This window comes from Streptomyces sp. bgisy027 (assembly GCF_057710365.1).
Map to the genome: position 1 here is coordinate 26985 of NZ_JBYIVZ010000005.1, position 17569 is coordinate 44553.

The 17569-nt window shown below is 69.8% G+C and carries 13 protein-coding genes and 1 pseudogene; 7 read left to right on the forward strand and 7 right to left on the reverse strand.

Annotated elements, in window-relative coordinates; translation table 11 throughout:
• The first annotated feature begins 198 nt into the window (after positions 1-198).
• The 3 genes from AC3ETA_RS06830 to AC3ETA_RS06840 all read left to right on the forward strand — a co-directional run bounded on the left by AC3ETA_RS06830 (position 199) and on the right by AC3ETA_RS06840 (position 3638).
• Positions 199-1185, forward strand: coding sequence for a glycosyltransferase family 2 protein (locus AC3ETA_RS06830; protein WP_432191885.1), 987 nt, complete (start codon positions 199-201; stop codon positions 1183-1185).
• Positions 1185-2516: a polysialyltransferase family glycosyltransferase gene (locus tag AC3ETA_RS06835; RefSeq protein WP_432191886.1), complete on the forward strand. Its 1332-nt coding sequence runs from the start codon at positions 1185-1187 to the stop codon at positions 2514-2516. The genes AC3ETA_RS06830 and AC3ETA_RS06835 overlap by 1 nt, the downstream gene beginning before the upstream one ends.
• A gap of 138 nt (positions 2517-2654) precedes the next feature.
• A complete protein-coding gene (locus AC3ETA_RS06840) occupies positions 2655-3638 on the forward strand; it encodes a hypothetical protein (protein WP_432191887.1) in 984 nt (327 codons plus the stop codon).
• Positions 3639-3696: 58 nt separating this feature from the next.
• Here AC3ETA_RS06840 and AC3ETA_RS06845 read toward each other — a convergent pair whose 3' ends face one another.
• The 3 genes from AC3ETA_RS06845 to AC3ETA_RS06855 form a co-directional block, all read right to left on the reverse strand.
• A complete protein-coding gene (locus AC3ETA_RS06845) occupies positions 3697-4779 on the reverse strand; it encodes a S1 family peptidase (RefSeq protein ID WP_432191888.1) in 1083 nt (360 codons plus the stop codon).
• 241 nt (positions 4780-5020) lie between these two features.
• The gene (locus tag AC3ETA_RS06850) at positions 5021-7351 is read right to left on the reverse strand and encodes a glycosyltransferase (protein WP_432191889.1); all 2331 of its coding nucleotides are present in this window, start codon (positions 7349-7351) and stop codon (positions 5021-5023) included.
• Positions 7348-8808: a glycosyltransferase family 29 protein gene (locus AC3ETA_RS06855; RefSeq protein ID WP_432191890.1), complete on the reverse strand. Its 1461-nt coding sequence runs from the start codon at positions 8806-8808 to the stop codon at positions 7348-7350. The genes AC3ETA_RS06850 and AC3ETA_RS06855 overlap by 4 nt, the downstream gene beginning before the upstream one ends.
• Positions 8809-9081: 273 nt before the next feature.
• On the opposite strand from AC3ETA_RS06855, the gene AC3ETA_RS06860 reads away from it, so the two are divergent.
• The 3 genes from AC3ETA_RS06860 to AC3ETA_RS06870 all read left to right on the forward strand — a co-directional run bounded on the left by AC3ETA_RS06860 (position 9082) and on the right by AC3ETA_RS06870 (position 12408).
• Positions 9082-10194: an acyltransferase family protein gene (locus AC3ETA_RS06860; RefSeq protein WP_432192080.1), complete on the forward strand. Its 1113-nt coding sequence runs from the start codon at positions 9082-9084 to the stop codon at positions 10192-10194.
• Positions 10195-10334: 140 nt separating this feature from the next.
• Positions 10335-11306, forward strand: a complete 972-nt coding sequence (locus tag AC3ETA_RS06865; RefSeq protein WP_432191891.1) for a class I SAM-dependent methyltransferase — start codon at positions 10335-10337, stop codon at positions 11304-11306.
• A 289-nt stretch (positions 11307-11595) separates the two neighbouring features.
• Complete coding sequence (locus AC3ETA_RS06870) at positions 11596-12408, forward strand: sulfotransferase family protein (RefSeq protein WP_432191892.1); 813 nt, start codon at positions 11596-11598, stop codon at positions 12406-12408.
• A gap of 195 nt (positions 12409-12603) precedes the next feature.
• Here the strand turns inward: AC3ETA_RS06870 and AC3ETA_RS06875 are convergent.
• Positions 12604-12705, reverse strand: a pseudogene (locus AC3ETA_RS06875) (AraC family transcriptional regulator); the annotation flags it as partial.
• Positions 12706-12798: 93 nt separating this feature from the next.
• Complete coding sequence (locus tag AC3ETA_RS06880; RefSeq protein ID WP_432191893.1) at positions 12799-14379, reverse strand: acyl-CoA mutase large subunit family protein; 1581 nt, start codon at positions 14377-14379, stop codon at positions 12799-12801.
• 205 nt (positions 14380-14584) lie between these two features.
• Between AC3ETA_RS06880 and AC3ETA_RS06885 the strand changes: the two genes are divergently transcribed.
• Positions 14585-15439: a L,D-transpeptidase family protein gene (locus AC3ETA_RS06885; protein ID WP_432191894.1), complete on the forward strand. Its 855-nt coding sequence runs from the start codon at positions 14585-14587 to the stop codon at positions 15437-15439.
• A gap of 205 nt (positions 15440-15644) precedes the next feature.
• On the opposite strand, the gene AC3ETA_RS06890 is transcribed toward AC3ETA_RS06885, so the two are convergent.
• Positions 15645-16721, reverse strand: a complete 1077-nt coding sequence (locus AC3ETA_RS06890; RefSeq protein ID WP_432191895.1) for a hypothetical protein — start codon at positions 16719-16721, stop codon at positions 15645-15647.
• Positions 16721-17383, reverse strand: coding sequence for an RNA polymerase sigma factor (locus AC3ETA_RS06895; RefSeq protein WP_432191896.1), 663 nt, complete (start codon positions 17381-17383; stop codon positions 16721-16723). Before AC3ETA_RS06895 ends, AC3ETA_RS06890 begins: the two co-directional genes overlap by 1 nt.
• Between the last annotated feature and the right edge of the window lie 186 nt (positions 17384-17569).

Genomic DNA, 17569 nt, shown 5'->3' on the forward strand with positions numbered 1-17569 from the left:
GTCGAAGACGCTAGGAAGTAATTTCAAGGTTCGACCCAACCACGACTCAACGAAAAGTTAACAACACCCCACCGAGAGCCGAACTGGCCCGCCGATTCTATGGAAGCACAAGGGATGCACCGTTCCGACACCATGAGTTCACCCTCCGTACCTTCACCGGAAAGTTCCCGAGCCGTGCGACCTTCTAGCCTTTCGCAGGTGCCAAAGCTTTCCGTCATCGTGCCGTTCTACAACGTGCAGCAATACGCCCCGGACACCCTCAGAAGCCTTCACAGAAACGCTCGGAGCGACTTCGAATTCGTACTGGTAGATGACCATTCAAAGGATGAGACGCCGGTAATTCTCGAACGGGCGGCCGAGGGGCTGTCGGCCATCGCCCAGGTGCAGTACATCCGCCATGAGAAGAACGGCGGGCTCGCCACCGCGCGGAACACCGGCCTGGACGCGGCGCGGGGCGAGTACCTGACCTTCCTGGACGGCGACGACTGGCTCGCTCCGGGCTATCTGGCCGAACTGGTGAGCGCCCTTGAGGGGTTGGGCTGCGACTTCGTCCGCACGGACCATGTGCAGGCCACGGCCCGCGCCCGGTCCGTGCACCGGGCTCCGGTCGGCCTGCGGGGCGAGGTGCTGAACCCGCGGGACGCGATCCTGCCCGCCGACCGGACGACCTCGGTGGACTACGCCTACGCCTGGGCGGGCGCGTATCACCGCCGGCTCCTCGACCGTGGTCTGCTGCACTTCACCCATGGACTGCGGACGGCCGAGGACCGGCCGTGGATCTGGAAGCTGCACCGCGAGGCGGAGTCGTTCGCCGTGGTGAGCCTGATGGGTGTGTTCTACCGCCGCGGCGTCGCCTCCTCCCTCACGCAGATCGGCGACGCGCGCCAGCTCGACTTCATCCGCGCCTTCGACCAGGTCATCGAGGAGACGGCGGCGGACCGAGACGCCGACCGGCTGCTGCCCAAGGCAGTGCGCACCTACTGCGCGATCATCGCTCACCACCTCGCCGACGAGTCCAAGTGGGAGCCGTCCGTGGCCAAGCAGCTGCGAGCGATGAGCGCGGAGGCGATGAAGCGCATGCCGCAGGACGCGCTCAGTGACGTACTGGAGACCATGGACATGCACCGTTCCTCGAAGCTGCGCCGGCTGCGGCGCCGGATCACCACGGCGAAGGCGGCCGCCTGATGTCCCGGACGACCCAGATCTTCTGCGTCTCGACGCTGTACGGCGCCGCCACCCTGGCGGCCGCGATCGAGTCCGACTGCTTCGCCGAGGCGGACCGCCGTCTGCTGCTGGTCTTCAACAACTCGGCGACCCCGGAGACCACTCCGGCCGTCGACGAGATGCAGGGCTTCGCGCCCCTGCGCGACCACTTCGACGGCGTCCTGTCGTGGAACGAGGCCATCCACCCCTTCCACCCGGGTGCCTGGTCGCCGCGCTCCGACGACATTCCGCTCTTGGAGCGCTATCTGCGGCTGCTGTGGGGCCTGGGCGACGACGCCGTGGAGCTGGTCCTGGAGTCCATCCAGGTCACCCCCGCCCTCACCGTGGCCCAGTTGTTCACCGGCGCCCCGCTCCACGTCTACGCCGACGGGCTGATGAGCTACGGCCCCACGCGCAACAAGCTGGACCCGCTGGTCGGCACGCGCGTGCGGCGGCTGCTGCACCTGGACCTGGTGCCGGGGCTGACCCCGATGCTGCTGACCGAGTTCGACGTGCCCGCGCACGTCGTGCCGACGCCGGCGTTCCGGAAGGTGATGAGCGGCCTCACGGACGCCGTGCCGGATCTGCCCGCCCTGCCCGCCGACGCGGCGCTGCTGCTCGGCCAGTACCTGTCCGCGCTGAACATCCTCTCCGCCGCCGAGGAGGAGGACCTGCATGTGCGGATGATGCGCGGGGCCGTCGAGCGCGGGCACCGCACGATCGTCTTCAAGCCGCACCCGACCGCGCCGGCCCGCTTCAGCCGGGCTCTGGAGACCGAGGCCGAGAAACTCGGCGTGGACCTCACCGTCCTGGACACGCCCGTCCTCGCCGAGGTGCTGTTCGAGAAGGCGCCGCCCGCGCTGGTCGTCGGCTGCTTCTCGACCGCGCTGTTCACGGCGTCCGCGTTCTACGACCTGCCGGTCGCCCGCATCGGCACCGAGGCGCTCCTCGATCGCCTGACGCCCCACCAGAACAGCAACCGGATCCCCGCCGTCCTGGTCGACGCGCTGCTGCCGGACCTGGAGGGCAAGAAGGGTGACGACGCCGTCCCCGCCGACACGCTGAACGGTCTCGTCACCGCCGTCGGCTTCACCATGCAGCCGCAGATGCACCCCGGCCTGCGCCCGGCCGCAGAACGCTATCTGTCGCAGCACTTCGGTCCGCGCACCCAGCGCTACTTCAAGCGCAAGCGGCTGACCTCGCTCGGGCTGCCCGGCGGTATCCCGGAGCGGCTGTCCTTCCTGCCCCGCAACGCCACGGCACGCCGGGTGGTGCGGCGGGCGCGGGCTCTGACGAAGTCCGTGCGTCGTTGAGTCAAGCGACGGTGAACACGGCAGAACAACTGAGGAAACAGAGGCGAACTATCGAACTACTGCCTTGATTCCACGGCGAGGTGTGGGGCGGTGCCCCTAGGATCACGGCCACCGCCCACCCGAACCCATGGGGCCATCATGACGAAGCTCGGCCGGCTCTACTCCCTGTTCGACACCGCGGAACTGCCGGACAATCTGCCCTACACCCAGGTGAGCGACTGGGAGTTGCGGTTCCTGTACCTGGTGGGACGTCACCACCTCTCCGGCCGGGACCGCATCGTCGAACTCGGCTCCGGCGGGGGCGGATCCACCTACTCCCTCGCCCTGGGGCTGCGCGAGAGCCCGGTGTTCGACGAGAGGACGGGCCGGCTGCACGCGTACGATTTCTTCCGCGTCGGCAAGGGGACCTTCGCCACGGAGAAGTTCTTCACGGCCGGCGCCAGGCCCGAGGGCGAGAACTCCTTCCTGGAGGACTTCCGCGGGCGGCTGGAGCCGTTCCTGCCGTTCCTGGAGATCCACGCCGGGGACATCTGGCAGACCTCCGACCCGGACGACACGTCCCCCATCGAGTTCCTGCACATCGACATCGCCAAGACGGCCCGGGTCTTCCGCTGTGTGTCCGAGCGCTTCCTGACCCGGCTGCGGCCCGGCTCGGTCGTCCTGCACCAGGACTTCGCGGGGCCCCGGCTGCCCTGGCTGCACTACAGCACGGGCGCCCTGCTGCCGTACATCGAGATCGCCGGGCCACCGATCCGCTCCACGCTCGCCTTCGAGGTGACGCGGCCGATCCCGGAGGACGTGCTGAAGGCCATCTCCGAGGACGCCTTCTCCCTGGAGGAGAAGCTGGCGCTCATCTCGGCGGTCCAGGAGCGCCTCGACCGCGACCACACCGGCGGCATCCCCTTCAAGTCCGTGCTGGAACTGGCCAAGGCCTACGTCGCCCACTACAGCGGCGAGCACCGGCGGGCCTGGTCGATCGCCAAGCCGCTGACCGGCGACGCGTACCTGAGCCGGACCCGGGGCGACCATTTCGAGCAGTTGCGGAAGGCGTTCGAGGCGGACCGGGCGACTCCCGGCGGTTCGCGTCTCGGCCGCCTGGTGCGGAAGGCCGTACGCGGCTGACACACCGCCGAGCGCAGGCCACCGCGGGTGCTCCGGTCCGCGGTGGCCTGCGCTCGGTTCAGAACGCGCTCAGCCCGTGGTGGGCCAGCACCCAGTGCACCGGCTGGGCGTAGGACCGGTACTGGCTCACGGTGCTGTTGCACGTCGCGCCGTCGGGGGTGTTGCTCCCGGAGTGGATGCCGAGCGCGTAGGTCCCCGTCCACACCGGGCCGCCGCTGTCTCCGTCGAGTCCGCAGAGCGAAGTCTTGATCATGTTCTTCAGGACCGTGCCGTCGGTGTAGGTGACGGTCTCGCTCGGCGAGAGCACCTCGCCGACGAGGTCGCTGCTCGTGGCACCGGAGCGCTTGACCGACTCACCGTCGTCGGGGTATCGGGAGTCGGTGATCTCGTAGGAGGTACCGAACGCCTTGACGGACCCGTAGGCGGCAAGGTTTTCGCCGCGGTACTCCATGACGGCGTAGTCCTTGTCCATGCCGCCGTAGTCGTACCACATGCGCTTGCCGAGGTAGATGCCGCCCTCCTGCCTGTGCCACCACAGGTCGCGATCGGTGTCGGCGCAGTGCCCGGCGGTGACGAAGTACTTCTGTCCGGAGGAGTTGCGGGCGTTGAACCCGAGCGTGCAGTTCCAGCCGCCGTCCTTCGAGTAGATGCCGGTGCCGCCGACGGATTCGTAGGCGTTCGGCCTGATCGTGCCGGGGAGCTTCTCGACGTGCACCGCGTCGCCATAGCCGGCGACGACGTTCATGAGCCGCTTCTCGTCGGCGGCGGAGACGCCGTCGAAGATCTCGACGGTCACCTGGTTGGTGCTGGGGTCGACTCCCCAGGACGTGTTGGGAATCGGGTCGGCCTCGGCGATCCGCCGGTCGAGGGCGGCGCGGGCGGAGGACAGAACGGCGGTGCTGTGCTTCACGACCTCGGCGACGCCGCCTTCGGCACGCACGGCCCGCGCGGTGGCCTCGTCGGTGACGGCGACGACGAGTTGTCCGGCCTTGTCGTAGAAGACGCCGCCGGTGCGGTCGTCGCCGAGCTTGGCGGCCAGCGCTCTCGCCTGGGCGGGACGGGTGATCGGGTCCGGGGTCGGGGCGGCGTTCGCGGTCGGCGTGGCCAGTACGGCGAACAGGCCGCAGATCGCCATCGCCATGGACGCACGACGTCTCGGGTGTCTTCGCATGGGTTGCACCTCCGGAAAGCAGGAAGCACGGTGCGCTTGATCACCGTGCTCGAACAACCGTACGGAGGAAGGCGAAGCCCTTGCAGTTATCACGAGATGAACGGTCCACGACAACTCGGCATGGAAGTCGGCCCGCCCATAAGGGAGTTGCTGTCGGACGTGGGCTCCCCCACTCGCCGCTGCGCACGAGTGGGGGACCCATGTCGCGGCCCTAGCCGCGCAGAATGATCCGCAGGTCGGCCGCGTTCGCCTCGGTGACCTTCCACAGCTCCTGCTGCCGGCCGTGCACGTCGGCGACCGTCCGGTCGTGGTCGGCGAGCAGGTCCTTGGCGCGCTCGACGAGGCGGGCGGCGAGGTGGCGGTCGTGTACGGACACGCCCCACTCGGGCCGCTCGATGTCGTTCAGGAAGTACGCCATCTTCGGGTGCGAGATGAGGCTGATGATGGGCGTGCCCACGCCGAACGGGATCATTCCGGCGTGGCCGCGCATGCCGATCACCAGCTTGGCGCGGGCGTACAGGTCGCGGATGCCGTCGTTGTCGAAGTCGTACATCGGGATGACGGGCATGGAGATGCCGTGCTCGCGGCGCAGGTCGAAGGCGATCTTCTCGTCGTCGAGCGAGTGCGCCACGCACCGCACCTCGCCGAGCGCACCGAGGTCCCGGACCGCCTGGGCCATCTGCGCCAGGAAGTAGGCGTAATCGTGGCCGAAGCGCAGGCCGGCCCGGTCGTAGGCGGCATTGATCAGGATGGTGTCGGCGCGCTGTACCGGGTCCTGCCAGTCCGCCACCAGGTGCCGCATGACTGTGGTGGGGCACGGCTGGAACCGCACCTTGTCGTGCAGGTGTGCCGGGAGCATGGCGCGCACCTTGTCGATCGAGCCGTGGTTGCGCAGCCCGAAGAAGGAGGCGCGCTCGACGAGTTGGCGCAGGGAGGAGCGGAAACGCTCGGCGCGGTAGGACTGTCCGTCGAAGGCGTTGAAGCCGACGGCGTAGACCGCGATGGGCACGTCGATGCGGTTCAGAGTCGCGTCGGGGACGTTCCACTGCCAGGCGCTGTTGCCGTTGGGCATGGTGTCCGGGATGAACAGGCCGCCACCGCCGATGACCAGGCCACGGCGGGCGTTGACGCGCTCCAGGGCGGCCTCGTCGAACAGGCGGTGGGCGTGTACGGAGTGCCAGCGGCGGGAGCTGGTGTCGGGGCCGAAGGCGAGACGGACGCTCTCCGGCAGCAGCTTGTCGCCCGCGTTGCCCTGCCGGTCCATGTAGAAGGCGACGTGGGCGAGTTGGTCCTCGGCGCTGCCCTGCTCCTGTGCGGGTACGGCGGACGCGCGCTGCGCCCACAGCCGGCTCGAGCGGTGGGTGGGGTCGACGGTGAGACCGGCCGTGGCGTACCGCAGCGCTTCGGCGTTGTCGCCGTGCACCCAGGCGATCTGGGCGAGGCGGGCATAGGCGGTGGCGGCCCGGTTGGGGGCGGCGGTGGCCAGCAGCAACCGGGCTCTGGCCTCGTCGTAGCGGGAGACACTCATCAGGGCGTGGCCGAGCACCTCGTGCGGCCAGGACTCGTCGAGCGGGATGTGGAGGCTGCCGAGGATGTCGACGGCGGACTGGTAGTCGCCGGTGGCGATGTGGGCGGCGGCGACCTTGCGGGCGACTTCGACGTCCCCGGTGCGCCGCACGTGCGGGGTACCGAAGTGGACGGCCAGGTCATGGTGGAGCCCCCCGGGGGAGGCCAGGTACGCGGCCTGGAAGTCGGCGTCGGAGAGCTCGAACTCACGCCAGCGCTCCTCGGCCAGGCTGTAGCCGGCCTCGCCGCCCTGCCAGGGCTTGTGGCGGCCGGTGAAGTGCAGGATCGCCGTGTCCTCGGGTACCGGCAGATCGCCGGAGAGCCGCCGCTTGACGAAGTTGTAGCGCGCGTCGAGGCGGACGAACTCGCCGTCCAGGACGGCGTTGAGGATGCCCTGGTCGTGCTTGTCGAGTTCGTAGTCACCGCTGCGTCCGCAGGCGTCCAGCTTGGCGCAGAACGCGTCCGACAGGTACTCGCGCTGGATGACCAGCAGGCCCGAGTTGAGCTTGTGCTGCCCGTAGAAGAACTGCGGCACGGCCGCCAGGCCCTCGCGCAGCTGCAGCAGCTCGCCCAGGTCGCCGAGGACGACCATGTCGGTGTCGAGCGTGATGACGGTGTCGTACTCGCGGATCCGGAAGACGTCGAGGATGAAGTACGCCTTGCGGACAAGGTAGTTGTCCTGGTCGCCCTTCTTGTACGAGTCGTAGTGCTCGTCGTTCACGCGGCGCAGCACGATGCGCGGGTGCAGGGCGCGGATGCGGGCGATGGAGGCGGGGCGCAGGTCGTCGTACAGGACGACGAAGTCCTCGCACACTCCCGGGTTGGACAGCGCGAGGCTGCGCAGCAGGGCGAGGAAGCCGGGCAGGTAGTTCTCGTCGACATAGCTCGCGAAGGCGATGCGGCGCTTGCCGGTGAGGTCGTGCGCGGCCGTCGCCGGGGCCCGGCCGTCGGTCCGGGGCGGGAAAGTCGTGGTCATCGCAGGGATATCCTCATGTCGGTCACGCGCTGGGCCCGCTGCATGACCCATTCCTTCTCGCTGGTGTACTCGTGGACGGACGTGATGGCCAGCTTCATCGCTTCCTGGACGCGGTAGGCGCCGCTCTCGTAGAAGTCGAAGCCGATCAGGTCGAGGGTCGGGCTGACGTCGAGGAAGTCCAGCAGCCACAGCATGTTGAAGCCGGTGGTCGGAATCCCCGACCAGACGTCGGTGCCGAGCTTGCCGATGTTGCGCACGGGCCAGCGCAGCGACTCGTCGCCGAGGAAGGTCTGCGCACCGGGCACCAGGCGGTTGCGCAGCGACCACTTCCAGTCGCCGGAGATGCCGCCGAAGACGAGCCGTGTGCTGACCTGCTTGTCCCAGTTGAAGCCGTGCTTGTGGATGGTGGCGTGGATGTCGGTGCGGGTGCCGGTGTGCTTCGGGTCGATCTTGTACGAGTTGAAGCGCACCACCAGGTCGTACGCGTCGATTTCGGCGCCCATCGAACTGCCGCCGATGCGCCCGGAGTTGGCGATCAGGCAGACGGACTTGCCGGCGACCCGGTTGCGGAACTCGCCGAGACTGATCCACTGCACGCCGCCGATGGTCGGATCGGCGACCGGTCCGCGCATCCGGCTGCGGCGCTGCTCGGCGTAGAGCGCGAGGGCCTCGGTGAGCGCGGCGAGGTCGACGCCCGGGACGGCGGTGCGCAGGTCGAGGTACTGGCTGAGCAGTTCCTGCCGGTCGGTGGCCGGGGCGTCCTCCTCGGCCAGCCGAAGGAGCGCTCCCACGAGCCGCGGCTCGGCCTGGGCCCAGTCGCCCAGCGCGTGCGCGGCCAGCCCTTCGGCCCACACCTCGGTGGCGCGGCCGCGGGCGAAGTCCGTGGCGCGCGGACACTGACGCCGCAGCAGGGCGAGCAGTTCCCGCTCCGTCTCGCTCGCCGCGCGCAGGCCGGCGATGCGGGGGCGGACGCCGAAGCCGTCGTCGTCGGTGAGAGCGAGGTAGCGCTCGTACGCCTCCACGGCCCCGTCCTCGCCCAGCACCTCCAGAAGGCGGGCGCGCAGCCGCCAGCCGGCGCGGGAGTTCTTGCGCTGGGCCAGGACGGTGTCGCTGATGACGAGGGCGAGGTTCAGCTCGTCGTCGTAGCCGCACTCCAGTGCCTTGTTGGCGACGGCCAGCAGCGCGTCGAGCAGATCGTTCGAGATGCCCGAGGCGGGCGTCGCCGCGCCCTTGACCGCCCGCTTGAGCAGGGCGCCGGCACCTGCGGCAGCGGGTGCGGGGGCGGCGGGCTGCGTCGCGCTGCACACGACGAGCAACTTGCGCAGCTGTTCGGCGAGTTCGGTGCGGCGGCGGTCGAGGCTGCCGACGAGTTTGCCGCTGTGCACCGCACAGGCGCGCACGCAGTCGTCCAGCTCTCCACCACGTGTACGTGCCCGTCTGTCCTGGACGCGCGTCATGGCACTCCTGTCAAATTTTTGCCAAAGCAATGCCGATTTTGCGGTTGCATTCACCGCGATTACCGGTGCGTGGGGGGATGTCAGGGGAATTTAGGAACCGAATACGACGAACAGGTGAACGTATCGGGACCGGGGGGCGAATGGTTCGCCGGTCAACGAGGTCGTTCCTGTGATTCGGACTAATGTGCTGAGGCGCCCACAGGAATGCGCAGGGGCACCCACAGAAACAGCGGAACCGCAGGACCACCCGTCGAGGGGATTTTCGTGACCAGCATGACCGTCCGCCCGGCCTCCGAGAGCACCCGGCGGCCGGAGCCGGCACGGCCACCCCGTCAGGCCCGGCTGCGGGCCCTGGACGGGCTGCGGCTGATAGCCGCGCTGATGGTGGCGGCGTACCACTACGGTGGCCGCGGCGGCGAGGTCTCCGAGGCCTGGGCCGGCTCGCCCAAGCAGCAGTTCCCCACCCTGCACGAGTACTTCGCCTACGGCTGCCTCGGCGTCCAGGTCTTCTTCGTGATCAGCGGCTTCGTGATCTGCATGAGCGGCTGGGGCCGGCCCCTGAAGTCGTTCTTCGCCTCCCGTGCCTCCCGGCTGCTGCCCGCCTACTGGGTGGCGGTGGTGCTCGTGACGGCCGTGTTCGCGCTGCCGATGGTGGCCTACAAGGCGGTCTCGCCGAGCGACGCGCTGGTGAACCTGACCATGCTGCAGATGCCGCTCGGCGTGGACCGGGTACTCGGGGTGTGCTGGACGCTGTGGGCGGAGATCCGCTTCTACGCGCTGTTCGCGCTGTTCGTCGTACTCCCCGGAGCGAGCCGCCACCGGGTGATCATGTTCTGCGCGGTCTGGACGCTGGCGGCGGTGATCGCGCAGAACGCGGACATGCCGCTGCTCGACATCGTCCTGATGCCCGAGTACGCCCCCTTCTTCATCGGCGGCGTCGGTCTCTACCTCGTGCACCGCGACCGACACGACGTCTACGCGTGGGGCATCGTCGCCGTGAGCTGGCTCATCGGGCAGCACCACGCGGTGCAGAACCTGTGGCACGCCCCCGACGCGGGCGGCTTCTCCTACCGTTCCTCGCTCGGCATCGCCCTCGTGGTGACCTTCGGCTTCGTGGCGGTGGCCGCGATCGCGCTGGGCTGGCTGAACTGGGCGAACTGGCGCTGGCTGACGGTGGCGGGGGCGCTGACGTACCCGTTCTACCTGGTCCACGAGCACCTCGGCTGGGTGGTGATCCACGCCCTGCACCGCGGCCTGGGCCTGGCGTCGGCGGAGACCTTCGCCCTGACGGTCGCGTCGATGCTGCTGCTGGCATGGCTGCTGCACCGGTTCGTCGAGAAGCCGCTGACGCCGCGGCTGCGGGCGATGCTGGCGAAGGCGCGCTGAGCGGTCCTCGTGAAGTCCTGCGCGGGGTCGTCCCTCGTGCGGGGTGCCGGCGGGGCTTGTCACGCCCGTAGGCCAGGGCTGTTCACCCGACGTTCAACCGGTCGTCGGTTTGGACGGCGCCCAGGGAGCAGGCTCGTCTCATGGCCCATGCACAAGCGACCGACATGTACCCCGGCGAGCTGGCGGACGTCCCGGGCTGGTTCCCGCCCCTGGACCAGGTGCTGTTCACCTGGTTCCTCGAACGACAGGAGAGGCAGGGGACAGAGGGCGACCTGCTGGAACTGGGCGCCTACCTGGGCAAGAGCTCGATCCTCCTGGGCCGGCACCTGCGGGACGGCGAGAGGTTCACCGTGTGCGACCTGTTCGAGAGCGGCGCCCCGGACGGACCCAACCAGGCCGAGACCAGCAAGTCGTACGCCTCCCTCACCCGGCAGGCCTTCGAGCGGAACTACCTCTCCTTCCACGACACTCTGCCGACCGTCGTCCAGGCACCCAGCTCCGTCATCGCCGAGGAGGTCGCCCCCGGCACCTGCCGCTTCGTGCACATCGACGCCTCGCACCTGTACGAGCACGTGTACGACGACATCGGCGCGGCCCGGGAGATCCTGCTGCCCGAGGGCGTCGTCGTCCTCGACGACTTCCGCTCCGAGCACACGCCAGGCGTCTCGGTCGCCGCGTGGGAGGCCGTGCTCAACCGGGGGCTGCGCCCGATCTGCCTCAGCACGCAGAAGCTGTACGCCACCTGGGGCGAGACCGAGCCGGTCCAGGAGGCGCTGCTCACCATGCTCCGGCAGCGCACCGACTGCGGACTGAGCGTGCAGGAGGCCGCGGGGCACCGCCTGATCCGTACCCGGTCCAAGGGCATACAGCCGCCGTCGTTCCCGCGCTCACGGCACCATGTGCCGCCGGCACCCGCACCGCAGGATTCCCCGGCACCCCGGCCGCGGACCACCCGCTCCACCCCGTCCCGCTCCCGTGCCCGCCGCATCGCAATCGACCTGCTCCCCCCGGTCCTCACTCGGGCCCTTCGCAGGGCCCGCGCGGACCACACCACGGGCCTGCCCGGCGGTGCCGGCCGAGCTCGCCGAGCGACACCTCGTCGACGCGGGTGAGCAGAGCAGCGCACCCGGCCACCGTCTGGTGTCAGCCGGCCCCCACTGGACGCTCCTGGCGGAAGACGTCACCAAGATTCCCAGAGAGAATTAAGGAAGGGGTAAAGCGGCAGGTCGCGAACAGTTTTCAGCCACTTGCCACGCACGCCCTTCTCCCACCCGACACCTCCAGTTCATCCGCGGCCCCTGAGATACGGATCGCACAGCGCGAAGGCGAGAGAAAGGTGTCACTGTGCAAGACCCTCGGATTGCTGCGATCGGAAAAGGACTGAGGCGCCGGGGGAGGCTGATGAAGGAGGCTGTGAGTCCCCCTCGCCGTGGCCTGAACGCCATCCCCACACCTCGGAGGGCCGAGGACTCCTACACCGCCCCGCCCGCTCCGCGCCTGGTGGAGTCGCCGGTCTTCGTGCTGTCCTCGGTGCGCTCCGGATCGACCCTGCTGCGGATGCTGTTGAACAGCCACAGCCGGATCCGGGCCCCGCACGAGATGCATCTGCGCACGGTGCACGTCCTGCTGTCCCGCGATTTCACCGCGGCCGCCATGCAGGAACTCCAGCTCGACAAGGACGAACTGGAGCACCTGCTGTGGGACCGGGTGCTGCACCTTGAACTCACCCGCAGCGGCAAGGAAGTCATCGTCGACAAGACCCCGCCGAACACCCTCATCTGGCCGCGGCTGCAGCGATGTTGGCCGAAGGCACGCTACCTCGTCCTGCTGCGCCACCCAGCCGCGGTCATCACCTCCCTGACCAACCGCCGAACGGATCCCGACCACGAGACCATCCGCGCCGAAGTGCTCGGCTACTGCGAGAAGCTGGAGGAGGCCAGGCAGAACCTCGATGCGCACGTGATCACGTACGAGGAACTGACCGCGGAACCGGAGCGGGTGACCCGCGACGTCTGCGCGTATCTCGGCGTGTCCTGGGAGCCCGGCATGCTCGACTACGGCGGCAAGGACCACGGCACGCTCCGCCCGCAGCTGGGTGACTGGTCCAGCACCATCAGATCCGGCCGCGTCCAGCCCGGCCGCACGGCCGAGTCGGGCGTCGAACTGCCCCCGCGCCTGAGGGAGCTGGCTCAGGCATGGGGCTACCCGGTCTGAACGGGTGACGCGTTGCGGCGGGGTGGATCAGGGTGCGTCGGAGACGTCGAGCTTGTTCACCTTGATCCGCGAGGTGTCGAACTCCCGGGCGACATAGAACTTCGCGGCGCTGCGGGTGACCCTGACCAGCTCGTTCGGGTCGTCCTGCGAGGCGGCGATCTGGGGTTCGCCGCCGTCGAGGTTGTTCGGGTCCGGTACGACCTCCCCATGCGCCGCTTCCCGGAAGAGGCGGTGCAGGTAACGGAGTGAGATGTGGTGCGCGGCGACGACGGGCGGTTTCAGATCTGGATCGTGCAGAGTTGTCCCGGGCGCGAAGGCCGTACCGCCCGCCTGCCAGGGTCGTGCGCCCGCCCACGGTCGGGACGGCGATGCCGCAGACGTCGTTCGCGCTCAGAAGGCATCACTCGGGACATAGGTCCCCCAAACCTCCCGCAGCGCGTTGCACACCTCGCCCACGGTCGCCCTGGCCCGTAGCGCCTCCTTCATCGGGTACAGGACGTTGTCCTCGCCCTCGGCGGCCTTCTTCAGGGCGGTCAGGGCCGCGTCCACCGCCCGCCGGTCGCGCCCCGCGCGGAGGTCCGCCAGGCGCTCGGCCTGCCGGGCCTCGATGGCGGGGTCGACCCGGAGGGGCTCGTAGGGCTCCTCCGCGTCGATCCGGAAGCGGTTGACGCCGACGACGACCCGCTCGCCGGAGTCCGTCTCCTGGGCGATCCGGTAGGCACTGCGCTCGATCTCGTTCTTCTGGAAGCCCTGTTCGATGGCCGCCACCGCGCCGCCGAGGTCCTCGACCCGCCGCATCAGATCGACGGCCGCCCCCTCCACGTCGTCCGTCATCCGCTCGATGACGTAGGAGCCGGCGAACGGGTCGACCGTCGCCGTCACGTCCGTCTCGTGGGCCAGCACCTGTTGGGTGCGCAGGGCGAGGCGGGCCGACTTGTCCGTGGGCAGCGCCATCGCCTCGTCGAAGGAGTTGGTGTGCAGGGACTGGGTGCCGCCGAGGACCGCCGCGAGGCTCTGCACCGCGACCCGCACGAGGTTCACCTCCGGCTGCTGGGCCGTCAGCTGCACGCCCGCCGTCTGCGTGTGGAAGCGCAGCATGAGGGACTTCGCGTCCCGCGCGCCGAACTCGTCGCGCATCACCCGCGCCCAGATGCGGCGGGCGGCCCGGAACTTGGCGACCTCCTCCAGGATCGTCGTACGGGCCACGAAGAAGAAGGACAGCCGCGGCGCGAAGTCGTCGACGTCCATGCCGGCCGCGACCGCCGTGCGGACGTACTCGACGCCGTCGGCGAGCGTGAAGGCGATCTCCTGCGCCGGGCTCGCCCCGGCCTCGGCCATGTGGTAGCCGGAGATCGAGATCGTGTTCCACTTCGGGATCTCGGTCCGGCAGTACTTGAAGATGTCGGCGATCAGCCTGAGGGACGGCTTCGGCGGGAAGATGTACGTGCCGCGGGCGATGTACTCCTTCAGCACGTCGTTCTGGATCGTGCCGGTGAGCCGGTCGGCCGCGACGCCCTGTTCCTCGGCGACCAGCTGGTACAGCAGGAGCAGCAGCGCGGCCGGCGCGTTGATCGTCATCGACGTCGACACCTTGTCCAGCGGGATCCCGCCGAACAGCACCCGCATGTCGTCGATCGAGTCGATGGCCACGCCCACCTTGCCGACCTCGCCGTGCGCGATCGGGGCGTCGGAGTCGTGGCCCATCTGGGTGGGCAGGTCGAAGGCGACCGACAGGCCCATCGTGCCGTGCGCGATCAGGTCGCGGTAGCGGGCGTTGGACTCCGTCGCCGTGCCGAAGCCGGCGTACTGGCGCATCGTCCAGGGGCGGCCGGTGTACATCGTGGGGTACACGCCGCGGGTGTAGGGGTACGCGCCGGGCTCGCCGAGTTTCTCGGCCGGGTCCCAGCCGGTCAGCGCGTCCGGTCCGTAGACCGGCTCGATGGGCAGTCCCGACTCCGACTCGCGCGCCATGGTGTGCCTCCGCGTTGCAGTGCCTGTTGCCGGCCAGTACACCCCGACAGGGGCGGTCACCTCGGTGTCCCACTCCGTCTCCCACCATGCCGCGTAGTTCGCGACGGGTCACGCGAGGGGAACATCTCAGGGGACGTCGAGCGGCCGGTCGGGGGGTCGCGATGAGACACAGGGGGACGGGATGCGTATCAGGGGCATGGCGAGGATGCGTATCGGGGATACGGGGAAGGTGCGTACCAGAGGTAAGGGCAGATCCACCGCGGTGCTCGCCGCGGGCGCCACGCTCACCGTGCTCTGCGGCTGCACCGTGCAGGCATCCGACGGTGAACGGCACTCGCCCGTGCACATAGAGGTCCCGAGCGGAGCGCCGTCCCCGAAGTCGGCGCCGCCCGACGACAAGCCGCCCTCGGCGCCGGCCGCCCCGGCGCCCGTCGTGCTGTGGCAGCCGGGCGACACCGGCCGGGACGTACGTGAACTCCAGGCGCGGCTGCGGCAGGTCGCCTGGCTCTTCGACGGGCCGACCGGGATCTACGACGACCTCACCGAGCGGGCGGTCAAGGGCTTCCAGGGCAAGCGCGGGCTGCCCGAGACGGGCAGGACCGACCAGGCCACCTGGGACCGGCTGCTGAAGATGACGAGCGAACCCGGCAGGTGGGACCTGTATCTGATGGGCGGTCAGCCGGCCGACGCACCGGACGCGCGGTGTCTGACCGGCCGGGTGCTGTGCATCAGCAAGTCGAGCCGGACCCTGCGCTGGATGGTCGACGGGCGCACGGTCGTGGAGGTGCCGGTGCGGTTCGGCTCGCAGTACACACCGACGCGGGAGGGCGAGTTCACCGTCTACTGGAAGTCACGCAACCATGTCTCGACGCTCTATGACTCCCCCATGCCGTACGCGATGTTCTTCAGCGGCGGCCAGGCGGTGCACTACTCGTCCGACTTCGCGGCCCGGGGTTACGCCGGGGCCTCGCACGGCTGTGTCAACGTGAGCGACGAGCGGGCCATCGCGCAGATGTTCGCCGAGGTGCGCAACGGTGACAAGGTCGTCGTCCACTGGTGAGGTGTGGGGCGCGGAAGGAGGTGTGGGGCGCGGGCGGGACCGGGGGAACGTGTCCCGCCCGCGCCGATGCACGAGCCGCAGGTACGGGGGGAACCCCGGCTCTGTGCTAGGCCGATGACCAGTCGGCTCACTCAGTTCAGCGCCGTGGCGGCCGAAAACGTCACTCTTGCGCCGAAGATTTTTCCGGCAGTCACAAAACCGCAGGTCAGAGGCGTGCCACAGGAAGGGCTGCGGCGTACGCCCTGGTCACGGTCGAGGTGGCACGTGAAGCGCCGTCCGCCAGGCCGCTGTCGCGGTGGCCGAGGGCGCGGTCCTCGTCGTCGCCCCGGTCCCTGTCGTGACCGTTGCCCTTGCCGTGCCCCCTGCCCTTCCCGTGACCCCTGTCTCTGTCCTTGTCCTGGTCGTCGTCGCCCCTGCTGTGGCCCTTGTCGCTGCCCTCGTCCTCGTCGCCGTCGCGCTGGGAGCGGGTGCTCTCGCCGGCATCGGCGAGGACGCTCTGGCAGTACTTCCGGACACGGGCGGAACTGCCCGCCGCGCCCTCCAGGGTGCGGCGGCGGTCCACGGGCAGCGGCCTGCCGTCGCGCAGGTCGCGGCAGTAGGACGTGACGGCCCTCCACCAGCCGCCGCCCTTCGCGTCCTTCCCGTCCTTCGAGGCGGAGTCGTGGTTCCCGGCGGCCGGGCCGCCGGGTTCCACCGTGTCCTCGGCGGAGCCGGAGGCGGACGGGTGCTCGGAGCCGCCGTCGGGCGTGGGCTCGTCCCTGTCACCGGTCCGCGGAGAGGGCGAGATGAGCGGGTCCTCCGTGGGTACGGGCGCGGAGACCGTGGCGGCCGGGCGGGCCGGTTCGTTCCGGTCGAACGGCGTCGGCAGGACTCCGGTTCCGGCCGCGACCCCGATTCCGCCGACCATGCCGACGGCCAGCGCGGCGGCCAGACCGAGCCGTACGGGACGGGCCCAGCGGGGGCGGCGGGCGGCGCGGACCGGGCTGCCGAGCCGGACGAGCCCGACGTCAGCGGCCTCGGGCGCGGTCCTTCCGCGGCCGTCGCCGACGGTGCCGGAGGCGGCGTCCCGGCCCTCGCGCGTGGCGCGGAACGCCGCCAACGCGGCGGCCTCTCCGGGGAGTTCACCGCTGGTCAGCGAGGGTTCGGCGGTCAGGGCCTCAAGCGTCTTGGCGAGGCGTTCGGCCTGGTCGCGGTCGGCCGCGTCGACGGCTTCGAGTGACTCTCCGCGCAGCAATCGCTCCGCAGTTTCGCGGTCCAGCCACCTGTACTGCTCGTCGGCCATCACACATCCTTCTGCGTCCGCGAGCGCGTATGCGTCACACTCGCGGACGTCACCGCACGGCCGCGCGGTTCTCGCTGGGGAGGCAGGGCGTCGAGCACCCCGGTTGATTCCGGATCGTCGCCGAGCAGCTCGGCGAGCCGCTTCAGGCCCCGGTGCGCGGCGGTCCGTACGGCGCCCGGGCGCTTGCCGAGCGTCTCCGCGGCCGTCTTGGCGTCGAGCCCCACGACCACGCGCAGGACGACCGCCTCGGCCTGGTCCTGCGGGAGCCGTGAGATGAGGGAGAGGGTGCCGTCGGTGGCCAAAGCCTCCATGGCCTCGCCCGCGGTGTCGGACTCTGCGGCCTTCCCCGTCAGTTCCGTCTCGTCACCGCCTATCGCGGGGCGGCGGCCGCGCATGCGTATGTGGTCGAGCGCGCGGTTGCGGGCTATCCGGGCCGCCCAGCCGCGGAAGCGGTCCGCGTCCCCGCTGAACCGCTCCAGGTCACGCGCTATCTGCAACCACGCCTCCGAGGCGACGTCCTCGGCGTCCGGGTCGCCGACCAGCGTGCGCACGTATCCGAGCAGCCGCGGGTGCACGGAGCGGTACACAGTACGGAACGCGGTCTCGTCCCCGTCCTGCGCCGCAAGCACCGCGGCGGTCAGCTCCGCGTCGTCCCCCAGCACTGGCTGCACCTCTTCGCGCCTGAACCGGTGCCGCTCTCGCGGACCGGGTTGTCGCCGTCGTGGTTCCTCAATTGATGGTTGCGACTCAAGACCGCTGGTCGTTGCGGTGGCCTGGTCTCCGCCGCCGTCGGCGCGAAAGGCACGTTACGGCGTGAAACCGCTGCCCGTCCATGTCCGTACAACATG

Coding starts and splice junctions, on each gene's coding strand:
- AC3ETA_RS06835 (WP_432191886.1), top strand. CDS start 1,185: ATGTCCCGGACGACCCAGATCTTCTGCGTCTCGACGCTGTACGGCGCC.
- AC3ETA_RS06840 (WP_432191887.1), top strand. CDS start 2,655: ATGACGAAGCTCGGCCGGCTCTACTCCCTGTTCGACACCGCGGAACTG.
- AC3ETA_RS06845 (WP_432191888.1), bottom strand. CDS start 4,779: ATGGCGATGGCGATCTGCGGCCTGTTCGCCGTACTGGCCACGCCGACC.
- AC3ETA_RS06850 (WP_432191889.1), bottom strand. CDS start 7,351: ATGACCACGACTTTCCCGCCCCGGACCGACGGCCGGGCCCCGGCGACG.
- AC3ETA_RS06855 (WP_432191890.1), bottom strand. CDS start 8,808: ATGACGCGCGTCCAGGACAGACGGGCACGTACACGTGGTGGAGAGCTG.
- AC3ETA_RS06860 (WP_432192080.1), top strand. CDS start 9,082: ATGACCGTCCGCCCGGCCTCCGAGAGCACCCGGCGGCCGGAGCCGGCA.
- AC3ETA_RS06865 (WP_432191891.1), top strand. CDS start 10,335: ATGGCCCATGCACAAGCGACCGACATGTACCCCGGCGAGCTGGCGGAC.
- AC3ETA_RS06870 (WP_432191892.1), top strand. CDS start 11,596: ATGAAGGAGGCTGTGAGTCCCCCTCGCCGTGGCCTGAACGCCATCCCC.
- AC3ETA_RS06880 (WP_432191893.1), bottom strand. CDS start 14,379: ATGGCGCGCGAGTCGGAGTCGGGACTGCCCATCGAGCCGGTCTACGGA.
- AC3ETA_RS06885 (WP_432191894.1), top strand. CDS start 14,585: ATGCGTATCGGGGATACGGGGAAGGTGCGTACCAGAGGTAAGGGCAGA.
- AC3ETA_RS06890 (WP_432191895.1), bottom strand. CDS start 16,721: ATGGCCGACGAGCAGTACAGGTGGCTGGACCGCGAAACTGCGGAGCGA.